Genomic DNA, 10,052 nt, shown 5'->3' with positions numbered 1-10,052 from the left:
CGTGCTGGATCCGGTACACCAGTGAGACCGGATCCAGCACGCCGTCTGCCCATGTCCACAGCGCGGTCTCGCGTACGTGCGGTCCCCCACCGGGCCTCCGGAGACGGGACCGCTCGTGCGCCCGGAGCCACGGTGATGACATGCCAGAACGCGCCGCGATCGACCGTCTCGCGTCACGCCAGCACTTTGTCGTGACGCGGCGACAGGTGCTCGGGCTCGGCGCCTCGGCCACCTGGCTGCGCCACCAGGTGGAGACCGGTCGCTGGCGGCGCCTCTACCCCGGCGTCTACGTCAACCACCACGCCGCGCTCGACTGGATGACCTCGGCGCTCGCCGCCCTGAGCTACGCCGGTGAGGCGGCAGCCCTGTCCCACACGACGGCCGGGGCGTGGTGGTTCGACACGCCGGGTGCCCGGCGGCTGCGGGCGGGTGAGCCGATGGAGGTGAGCATCCCGGCCCGGCGCACCGTCCTCCCGCAGCGCGGCCTCGTGGTCCACCGGCGCCGCACGATGCCGGCGAAGTGGTCGGGCGCCCTGACCGCGACCACCGCCGCCGAGACCGCCGTCGACCTCGTGGGTCGTGCCGACAGCCGGGACGACGTCATCGGCATCCTCACGCGAGCGGCGCGCGTCGTCACTCCGGCGGAGGTGCGGCGGGCGGCCGCCGCTCGCCGCGGGCTGCGCCACCGCCGGCTCCTCGTCGACCTGCTGGCAGAGGTGAGCGCGGGCATCGAGTCGGCGCTGGAGCTGCGCTACCACCACGACGTCGAGCGGCGACACGGACTGCCGCGCGCCGACCTCCAGGTCAGGGAGAAGCTGTCAGGAACGTGGATCCGTGCCGACTGCCGCTACCGGGGCCTCGGCGTGCGGGTCGAGCTCGACGGCCGTCTCGCCCACCCGGGCGGGCGCACGGACCAGGACACCTGGCGGGACAACGCCGCGCTGCTCGAGACGACCGAGATCACGCTGCGCTACCGGTGGAGTCACGTCGCCGCGACGCCGTGCCGAACCGCCGCGCAGGTCGTCGAGGCGCTGACGCGGGGCGGGTGGGCAGGGCGCCCGACGCGGTGCGGAACGACCTGCACGGTCGGCGCCGGCCCGCGTGCTGGATAAGGACCACTGAGGAGCCCGTATCCAGCACGCGACCGGTCACTAGGAGAGGTGGGGCAGCACCAGGCGCCGGTAGCGGTCGGCCATCGTCGCGACGACCGTGTCGCCGGGGGTGTCCCAGACGGCCTGGTTGAAGATCTCCACCTCGACGTCGCCGGTGTAGCCGGCCTCGGCCACCCACCGGGTGATCGCCCGGAAGTCGACGTAGCCGTCGCCCATGTAGCCGCGGGAGAGCAGGGAGTCGTCGGCGAGCGGCAGCACCCAGTCGCACACCTGGTAGCCCGCCAGTCGCCCCTCGGCCCCGGCCCGGGCGATCTGCGCCTCCAGCTTCGGGTCCCACCACACGTGGTAGGTGTCGACGACCACGCCGACGGTCTGCGGCGCGAAGTCCGCCGCGAGGTCGAGGGACTGCTCGAGGGTCGAGAGCACCCCGCGGTCCGCGGCGAAGATCGGGTTCATCGGCTCGAGCACGAGGCGCACGTCGTGCTCCTCGGCGAAGGGCACGAGCTCGGCGATGCGGTCGGCCACCCGCTGCCGCGTCGCGACGAGGTCGCGGTCACCGTCCGGCAGCGCGGCGGTCCCGGGTGAGGGGCACGCAGGCAGCCCGCCGACGACCATGACGAGCTCGCGCGTCCCCAGCGTCGCGGCCTCGACGATCGCGGCGCGGTTGTCCTCCAGCGCCGCCCGCTGCCCCTCGGCGTCGACGGCGGTGAGGAAGCCGCCGCGGCACAGCGAGGAGACCCGCAGGCCGGCCTCACGGACCACGGCGGCGGCGCGCTGCAGCCCGGCCTCGGCGACGCGGTCGCGCCACAGCCCGACGGCGCCGAGCCCGGCGCGCGCGGCGACCTCGACCGCCTCCTCGAGGGTGAGCGCCTTCGTCGTCGCCGTGTTGAGGGACAGCCGCGAGAGGTCGGCACTCACAGGGTGATCTCCGGGATCTCCAGGCGGCGCCCCTCGGCGGAGGAGCGCAGGCCGAGCTCGGCGAGCTGCACGCCGCGCGCGGCGGACAGCAGCCCGTAGCGGTGCGGGCGGCCGGCGACGACGTCGCGGAGGAACTCCTCCCACTGCAGCTTGAAGCCGTTGTCGAGGTCGGCGTTGGCGGGCACGTCGAGCCACTGCTCGCGGAAGGGCTCGGTGACCGGCAGGTCGGGGTTCCACACCGGCTTGGGGGTGTGCGCGCGCTCCTGTGCCACGCAGCTGCGCAGGCCGGCGACAGCGGAGCCGTGCGTGCCGTCGACCTGGAACTCCACGAGCTCGTCGCGGTGGACGCGCACGGCCCACGAGGAGTTGATCTGGGCGATGACGGGGTGACCCTCCGGGGTGGTGACCTCGAAGATGCCGTAGGCGGCGTCGTCGGCGGTGGCGGTGTACTCCCGGCCCTGCTCGTCCCAGCGGGTGGGGATGTGGGTGACGGCCCGGGCGGTGACGGCGTCGACGGTGCCGAGGATGCCCTCGAGGACGTAGTTCCAGTGGCAGAACATGTCGACGACCATGCCGCCGCCGTCCTCCTTGCGGTAGTTCCAGCTCGGGCGCTGCGCGGGCTGGACGTCGCCCTCGAAGACCCAGTAGCCGAACTCGCCGCGCAGGGACAGGATGCGTCCGAAGAAGCCCTGGTCGACGAGGCGGCGGAGCTTGACCAGGCCGGGCAGGTAGAGCTTGTCGTGGACGACGCCGGCGGTCACCCCGGTCTCCTCGCCGAGGCGGGCCAGCTCGACGGCCTCCTCGAGCGTCTCGGCGGTGGGCTTCTCGGTGTAGACGTGCTTGCCGGCCTTCATGGCGGCGGTGAGGGTGGCCTTGCGCAGGGAGGTGAGCTGGGCGTCGAAGTAGATGTCGATGCTCGGGTCGGCCATGACGGACTCGACGTCGGTGGTCCAGTGCTCCACGCCGTGGCGCTCGGCGATCTCCCGGACGGCGTTCTCCCGGCGCCCGACGAGGATCGGCTCGACCTGTACGCGCGTGCCGTCCTCGAGCTCGACGCCGCCGGCGTCGCGGATCGGGAGGATCGATCGGAGGAGGTGCTGGCGGTAGCCCATCCGTCCGGTGATGCCGTTCATCGCGATCCGCAGCGTGCGCGTGGTCATGTGCTCTCCAATGAGACGAGGTGATCCCGTGCAGGTAACCTGGGGGAATGCGCTTTCCAACCTAGTGAGCGCCGACATCGGTGTCAAGGGATCACGGGCACTCGCCTCCCCCGCACCCGGGCGCGCGCGACGCGGTCAGGACATCATGGGAGCAGGAGCCGAGGCGATCCGAGGAGCCGGGGTGGACGCGACGACGACGGCCGCAGAGCAGGGCGCGGACCAGGGGCAGCACCGCGCGCGCGAGCACGGCCGGCACCGGGCAGCGGACGACCACCGTGTCCACCGCGACGCCCTCTCCTCGTGGTGGACCGTCGCCGGGCTCGCGGTGTCCGCCCTCGCCGCGATCCTCGCCGCCTGGCGCCGCCGTCACCACCGCCCGCACGACCACCCCGCCCACCGCCGACGTCACCGCTGGAGCCTGCGCCGTCGGCTCCTCGTCGGCGGCGCCGGGGCCGCGGCGCTCCTCGGCGCGATCAGCGTCGCGGTCAACGCCCGGGTGGGCTTCGTGCCCGACGTCGAGGGCCTGCGCCTGCGGCTGCGCCTGGGGAGCGCGCGCTCGGTGGTGCCGCAGCCCACCGAGCCGGCGAGCCGCCGCGCGGGCGCCGGCCTCGCGAGCGTCTCGACGACACCCCCGCAGGGCCGCGGCTCGGCCGGGGCGGTCCGCATCCCCGCGCCGCCCGAGCTGCGCATCCCCTCGGACACCGCCTGGGTCTACACCCCGCCGGACTACGACCCCTCGGGCCACACGCTCTACCCCACGCTCTACCTGCTCCACGGGTCCCCCGGCTCGGCCGTGGACTGGATGGCCTCCGGGCTGCCCGGCGTCCTGGACTCCCTCATCACCTCCGGGGTGGTGCGCCCGATGGTCGTCGTCACGCCCGACACCAACGCCGTCGGCACCACCGAGTCCTCCTGCCTCGACTCGACGACGGGCGGCTCCCAGGTGGAGACCTACCTGACCAACGTCGTCGTGCCGTGGGTCGACACCCACTACCCGGTCGCCTCCCACTGGCGCTACCGGGCGATCGGCGGGATGTCCTCGGGCGCGTTCGGGGCGCTGGACCAGGGGCTGCGGCACCCCGAGCTCTACGGGACGATCCTCGCGATCCTCCCCTACGACCACCCCGGCGAGGGCGGCAGCCACCAGCTGGCCACCCAGGAGGAGGTGGACGCGCACTCCCCCGGCGTCTACCTCCCCACCATCGACCTGCCCCACCCGCTCGGGGTGTTCCTCGACTACGGGGAGCTCGTGGCCGAGGCCGAGGAGGGCGCCACGGCCCGCAAGCTCGCGGCCCTCCTGCGGGCGCGGGGGGTCGAGGTCGCGCTGCGGACCGAGCCGGGTCTGGGACACACGTGGACGATGGCGCTGGTCGCCCTGCCCCACGCCGTGGAGTTCTTCGAGCAGCGGATGGCCCGCGACGACTGACCCGGATTGCACGGGTGGGCCCGCGCAGGCATATTGACGGCACCCGCGTGACGGCGCGGCGGTTGCACGCAGCCTCGTCACCGGGCGTGCGGGCGGGAACCTGGGAGACCCATGACGCGTACGTCTGCCGAACACCCACGACGGGCCGCGTCGTCCGGCCCGCCGGGTGAGGACCACCCGTCACCGGCGCCCACCCCGGCGCGGCGAGCGCCCGGACGGACGCAGGCGAACGGCGCCCGGCGCGCCCGGGCGTGGGCGGAGCGGGTCGTGCGCGGACCGGCGTGGGCGGACGGCGTCGCCCGCGTGACCGGGCGGGTGGTCCAGGCGTACGCGGTCTGGCTCGTCGTCGGGCTGGTCCTCCAGCTCGTCGCGCCCGACGCCGTCCACACGCTGAGCGGGTGGCTGTCGGTGCTCAACGTGCCGAGCCAGCCCGGCTTCTTCTCGGTCGTCCTCGTCATCGTGGTGGCCTCCGGCCTCCTGCGGCGACTGCGGGCGGCCCTGTGGTTCGTCGTCCTCGTCTGGCAGGTGCCGAGCCTCGTCATCGGCCTGCTCGCCGCCGTCGGCGCCCTCACCGGGGAGCCGCCGGTGCGCACCCTCGACGTCGGACCCGCCGACGTCGTCGGGGCGGTGGTCGCGGCGGTGCTCATCCCCCTCCTCGTCGTGGCCCGTCCCGCGTTCCCGGCCCGGCTCCGGTCGGGGGCGTGGTGGCAGGCGGCGCTGGTGACCGCCACCGGGGTCGTGCTCGCGACGGTCGTCGGGATGCTCCTCCTGCGGACGGTCCCGAACTCCCTCGACGGGCTGAGCACCGAGCTGCAGTGGAGCGGCTCCCACGCCCTGGGCATCCACCCCGGTGGCGCGGAGAGCGACGCGCCCACGTGGGTCGGCGCCGTCGTGAGCCTCATCTCGGCCGCCGCGCTGCTGCTCGGCATCACCCTGTTCATGCGGGCCTCGGCGGGCGACCCGGCACGCCGCGCGGAGGACGAGCTCGCCGTGCGGCGACTGCTCCTCGAGCACGGCGAGGGCGACTCCCTCGGATACTTCGCGACCCGCGACGACCGGTCGGCGGTCCTCGCGTCCAACGGGCAGGCGGCCGTCTCCTACCGCGTCGTCTCCGGGGTGAGCCTGGCGGCCGGCGACCCGGTCGGAGACCCGCACGCGTGGCCCGACGCGATCGGCCGGTGGCTGGCCGACACGCGCGCCCACGGGCTCATCCCCGCCGTCACCTCCACGAGCCGGAAGGGCGCCGCCGCCTACCGCGACGCCGGCCTCCACCCGCTGCTCATGGGGGACGAGGCCGTCATCGACACCCACCGGTTCGACCTCACTGACCCTGCCATGCACCCCGTGCGACGCAGCGTCGAGCGGGTCCGCGCGGCCGGCTACGAGATCCGGGTGCGCCGGCAGAGCACCGTCCCGCCGGCCGAGCTGGCCGAGCTCGTCGACGCCGCCGACCAGTGGCGCCACGGGGAGGAGCGCGGCTACTCGATGGCGCTCGAACGCCTCGGCGACCCGGTCGACCCGCGCCTGGTCATCGTCTCGGCCCACGACGCCGACGGCGCGCCCCGGGGGATCCTCTCCTTCGTCCCGTGGGGTCGCCGGGGACTCTCGCTCGACGTCATGCGCCGCTCCCCGGATGCCGTCGGCGGGGTCACCGAGGCGATGGTGTCCGGGCTGGCGGCGGCGTCCCGGGACCTGGGCATCGACCGGATCTCGATGAACTTCGCGATGTTCCGCGAGACGTTCGAGCTGGGCGAGCGGATCGGTGCCACCCCGGCGCAGCGGTTCAACCGCCGCGTGCTCCTGCTCGCCTCGCGCTTCTGGCAGCTGGAGCAGCTCTACCGGTCCAACGAGAAGTACCTGCCCGACTGGTACCCCCGCCTCCTGTGCTTCGAGGCCGGCGGTCAGCTCACCCGCGTCGTCCTCGCGCTCGGGCAGGCCGAGGGCTTCCTCCCGCGCACGCCGGCCTGGCTCACCGGGGCGCAGGACCGCGACGAGCCCGACCCGGAGCGCCACACCCCCGACTTCATCGCCCGGGTGGTCGCGCAGGAGGAGGAGCTGCTCGCCGTCACGGCCCCGCCCCGGCGCCTCACCGAGCAGCAACGTGTCCGGCACGCCAAGCTCGACGTCCTGCGCGGGGCGGGCATGGACCCCTACCCCGTCGCGGTCCCCCGCACCCACAGCATCGGTGAGGTGCGGGCGCTGCTCGCCGCCGAGGTGCCCGACGGCGCTGCGGACGAGGTCTCGGCCGTGGGTCGTCTCGTGCGCCTGCGCGACCTCGGCGGGGTCGTGTTCGCCGTGCTGCGCGAGGGCACCGACGAGGTGCAGGCCGTGCTCACCGCCGACGGCGGAGCCGACCTCGCGCTGTGGCGCCGCGCCGTGGACCTCGGTGACCAGGTGGGCGTGACGGGCCGCCTCGGGCGCAGCCGCAGCGGTGAGCCGAGCGTCCTCGTCTCCTCGTGGCGGATGGCCGCCAAGGCGCTCACCCCGCCGCCGGACAAGCGCCGCGGGCTCGTCGACCCGGAGACCCGTCTGCGGCTGCGCCACATGGACCTCGCGCTCCACGACCGCGCCGAGCACGTCCTGCGCGCTCGCTCGGCTGCCGTCTGGTCGATCCGCCGCACGCTCACCGACCAGGGGTTCCTCGAGGTCGAGACGCCGATCCTCCAGCGCATCCACGGAGGCGCCAACGCCCGCCCGTTCCGCACGCACATCAACGCCTACGACATGGACCTCTACCTGCGGATCGCCCCCGAGCTCTACCTCAAGCGGCTCATGGTCGGCGGCGTCGGGCGGGTGTTCGAGCTCGGCCGCAACTTCCGCAACGAGGGCGTCGACGCCACCCACAACCCCGAGTTCACCTCGGTCGAGGCCTACGCGGCGTTCGGCGACTACCTCACGATGCGTGACCTCACGCGCGAGCTCATCGTCGCCGCGGCCGTCGCCGTGCACGGCGAGCCGGTCGCCCGCCGCCCCGACGGGACGGTGGTCCGCCTCGACGGCGAGTGGCCGAGCATCGGGGTGCACGAGGCGGTCTCCCGCGCCGTCGGCACCGAGGTCACGCCCGACCTGCCGCTGGCGGACCTGCGGCGGGTGTGCGAGCAGCACGGCGTCGCGTGGGACGTCGAGGAGTCGCACGGGGCCCTCGTCGGCGAGCTGTACGACCGGTTCGTCGAGGGGCGGACCGTCGAGCCGACGTTCTACCTCGACTTCCCGGTGGAGACCTCCCCGCTCACCCGGCAGCACCGGCGCGACCCGCGGCTGGCAGAACGGTGGGACCTCGTCGCGTTCGGTGCCGAGCTCGGCACCGCCTACTCCGAGCTCGTCGACCCCGTCGAGCAGCGGGCGCGCCTCACCGAGCAGTCGATCCTCGCCGCCGCGGGCGACCCGGAGGCGATGGAGATCGACGAGGACTTCCTCGCGGCGCTGGAGTTCGCGATGCCGCCGACCGGCGGCCTGGGCATCGGCGTCGACCGGGTCGTCATGACCCTCGTCGGGGCCTCCATCCGGGAGACGCTCGCCTTCCCGTTCCTGCGCCCCCGGGGCGCCCCCGGGCACCGGGGATGACGCTCGCCCTCCTCGCGGTCACGGCGACCGCGGTCATCTACGGCACGACGACGATCATGGAGGCGGTCGCCACCCGGCGCAGCCACGGCCTGTCCACGGTGACCCAGCCGCTCGTCGTCGCCGCCCTCCTGCTCGACGGCGTCGGCTGGCTGCTCTCGCTCGTCGCCCTGGACCGGCTGCCGCTGTTCGTCGTCCAGGCCGTCCAGGCGTCCTCGGTGGTCGTCGTCGTCGTGCTCGCGCGGTTCGTCCTGCGCACCCGGTTCCGGGTCGTCGACGGCGTGGCGATCGCCGTCGTCGTCGGCGCGCTCGTCGTCCTCGCGCGCGCCTCGGGCGAGCAGCCCGCGGTGACCCCGCCGGACGGCTTCACCCCGGCGCTGCTCGTGGGCTCCGTCGTGCTCGCCGCGCTCACGGCCGGGCTCTACCGGCGTGGCGGCGCGCTCGTGCTCGCGCTGCTCGGCGGACTGGGGTACTCCGGGGCGGCGATCGCCGCGCGCGGTCTGCACGCCGCGCAGGGCCTGGCCGACACCGTCCTGCAGCCGCTGTCGATCGCCGTCGTCGTGTGCGGGGCGTGCGGCGCACTGGCCTCGCTGCGGGCCCTGGAGCGAGGCGGGGCGGGCACCGTCTCGGCGGTGCTCTCGGTGACCGAGGTGGTCGTGCCCGGGGTCGTCGGCGTGGTCGTGCTCGGTGACTCCGTGCGCGCGGGCTGGGCGCCCTGGGCGGTGCTCGCAGTCCTCGCCGCCCTCACCGCGTGCTGGGTGCTCGCGACGAGCCCGGCGAACCGACAGGCCGAGGACGCCGGCGCGGCGGCCTAGCGCGGGCCGGGGGTGGACTCGCGCAGGACGACGTCGCCCGAGGCGATGACGACCTGCGGTTCGCCCCCGCCCTCGCCCAGGGCGAGCGCCGTGGCCTGCCGACCGATGTCGACCATGTCGATCGCGACCGTCGTGAGCGTCGGGGTGACGTCGCGCAGCGCGGTGATGTCGTCGAACCCGGCGAAGGCGAGGTCGCGGGGCAGGTCGAGCCCGGCGTCCCGGGCCGCGGTCATCGCACCGAGGGCCATGACGTCGTTGACGGCGAAGACCACCTCGACGTCGAGCCCGCGCGCGAGCAGCTCTTTCATCCCGTCGTACCCGCCGTCGCGGACGAAGGCGCACGGCACCACAGCCTCGTCCGGCACGGGGGAGCCGAGCTCGGCGAGCGCCTCGCAGAAGCCCTCGCGCCGCTCACGGGCCGTGAGGTGGTTCGCCGGACCGCCGAGGACGGCGAAGCGCCGGTAGCCCAGCCCGTGCAGCGCCCGGGCCAGCTCCGCGGCGGCGCCGCGGTTGTCGACGTGGACCGCGCTCACCCCGAGGATCGGCTGGCCGACCATCGCCGCGCTGCCACCCCGCTCCTGGTAGGCGGCCAGCGCGTCCCGCAGCCGCCGGTTGCCCTCGTCGTCGTCCTGACGACCACCGACGAGGATGATCGAGCGGGCCCGCAGGTTCTGCAGCGTCTGGATGAAGCCCAGCTCGCGCTCCGGGTCGTGCTCGGTGTTGGCGAGCGTGACCGCCAGCCCGGCGGCGTCGGCCGCCTCGGTGACACCGGCCGCGATGGTGGAGAAGAACGGGTCGGCGATGTCGTGGACGATGAGACCGAGCGTCGCGGTGCGCCCGCGCGCCATCGCCTGGGCGTTGGCGTTCGGGGAGTAGTCCAGCCGCGCCGCGGCGGCGAGGACCCGCTCACGCAGGTCCTCGCGCACGGAGCGGTTGGTGCTGCCGTTGATGGCGCGTGACGCCGTCGCCAGCGAGACGCCGGCCTCGCGCGCGACGTCGCTGAGCGTCGCTACCCGGCCGTGCCCGGCCGCGCCCCCCCGGCTCGGTGTCATCTCGGGCT

General features: G+C 74.6%; 7 protein-coding genes. 4 read left to right on the top strand and 3 right to left on the bottom strand.

Annotated elements, in window-relative coordinates:
* The first annotated feature begins 140 nt into the window (after positions 1 to 140).
* Complete coding sequence (locus FHE66_RS08935) at positions 141 to 1,112, top strand: type IV toxin-antitoxin system AbiEi family antitoxin domain-containing protein (protein ID WP_139072614.1); 972 nt, start codon at positions 141 to 143, stop codon at positions 1,110 to 1,112.
* 39 nt (positions 1,113 to 1,151) lie between these two features.
* On the opposite strand, the gene FHE66_RS08930 is transcribed toward FHE66_RS08935, so the two are convergent.
* Complete coding sequence (locus tag FHE66_RS08930) at positions 1,152 to 2,030, bottom strand: sugar phosphate isomerase/epimerase (protein WP_139072613.1); 879 nt, start codon at positions 2,028 to 2,030, stop codon at positions 1,152 to 1,154.
* Complete coding sequence (locus FHE66_RS08925; RefSeq protein WP_139072612.1) at positions 2,027 to 3,190, bottom strand: Gfo/Idh/MocA family protein; 1,164 nt, start codon at positions 3,188 to 3,190, stop codon at positions 2,027 to 2,029. The genes FHE66_RS08930 and FHE66_RS08925 overlap by 4 nt, the downstream gene beginning before the upstream one ends.
* A gap of 181 nt (positions 3,191 to 3,371) precedes the next feature.
* Between FHE66_RS08925 and FHE66_RS08920 the strand changes: the two genes are divergently transcribed.
* The 3 genes from FHE66_RS08920 (at position 3,372) to FHE66_RS15520 (ending at position 8,992) form a co-directional block, all read left to right on the top strand.
* Positions 3,372 to 4,616, top strand: coding sequence for an esterase family protein (locus FHE66_RS08920; protein ID WP_139072611.1), 1,245 nt, complete (start codon positions 3,372 to 3,374; stop codon positions 4,614 to 4,616).
* 267 nt (positions 4,617 to 4,883) lie between these two features.
* A complete protein-coding gene (lysX, locus tag FHE66_RS08915; protein ID WP_255303660.1) occupies positions 4,884 to 8,180 on the top strand; it encodes a bifunctional lysylphosphatidylglycerol synthetase/lysine--tRNA ligase LysX in 3,297 nt (1,098 codons plus the stop codon).
* Positions 8,177 to 8,992: a hypothetical protein gene (locus tag FHE66_RS15520; protein WP_176554719.1), complete on the top strand. Its 816-nt coding sequence runs from the start codon at positions 8,177 to 8,179 to the stop codon at positions 8,990 to 8,992. The genes lysX and FHE66_RS15520 overlap by 4 nt, the downstream gene beginning before the upstream one ends.
* On the opposite strand, the gene FHE66_RS08905 is transcribed toward FHE66_RS15520, so the two are convergent.
* Positions 8,989 to 10,044, bottom strand: coding sequence for a LacI family DNA-binding transcriptional regulator (locus FHE66_RS08905; protein WP_139072609.1), 1,056 nt, complete (start codon positions 10,042 to 10,044; stop codon positions 8,989 to 8,991). The genes FHE66_RS15520 and FHE66_RS08905 overlap by 4 nt on opposite strands.
* Between the last annotated feature and the right edge of the window lie 8 nt (positions 10,045 to 10,052).

This window comes from Georgenia sp. 311 (assembly GCF_006151955.1).
GTDB classification, from domain to species: Bacteria; Actinomycetota; Actinomycetes; order Actinomycetales; family Actinomycetaceae; genus Oceanitalea; species Oceanitalea wutianyii.
This window is presented reverse-complemented; position numbering and strand designations above follow the sequence as displayed.

Bases quoted from the DNA above. Each gene is read 5' to 3' on its own strand.
- FHE66_RS08935 (WP_139072614.1), top strand. From the start codon at position 141: ATGCCAGAACGCGCCGCGATCGACCGTCTCGCGTCACGCCAGCACTTT.
- FHE66_RS08925 (WP_139072612.1), bottom strand. From the start codon at position 3,190: ATGACCACGCGCACGCTGCGGATCGCGATGAACGGCATCACCGGACGG.
- FHE66_RS15520 (WP_176554719.1), top strand. From the start codon at position 8,177: ATGACGCTCGCCCTCCTCGCGGTCACGGCGACCGCGGTCATCTACGGC.
- FHE66_RS08905 (WP_139072609.1), bottom strand. From the start codon at position 10,044: ATGACACCGAGCCGGGGGGGCGCGGCCGGGCACGGCCGGGTAGCGACG.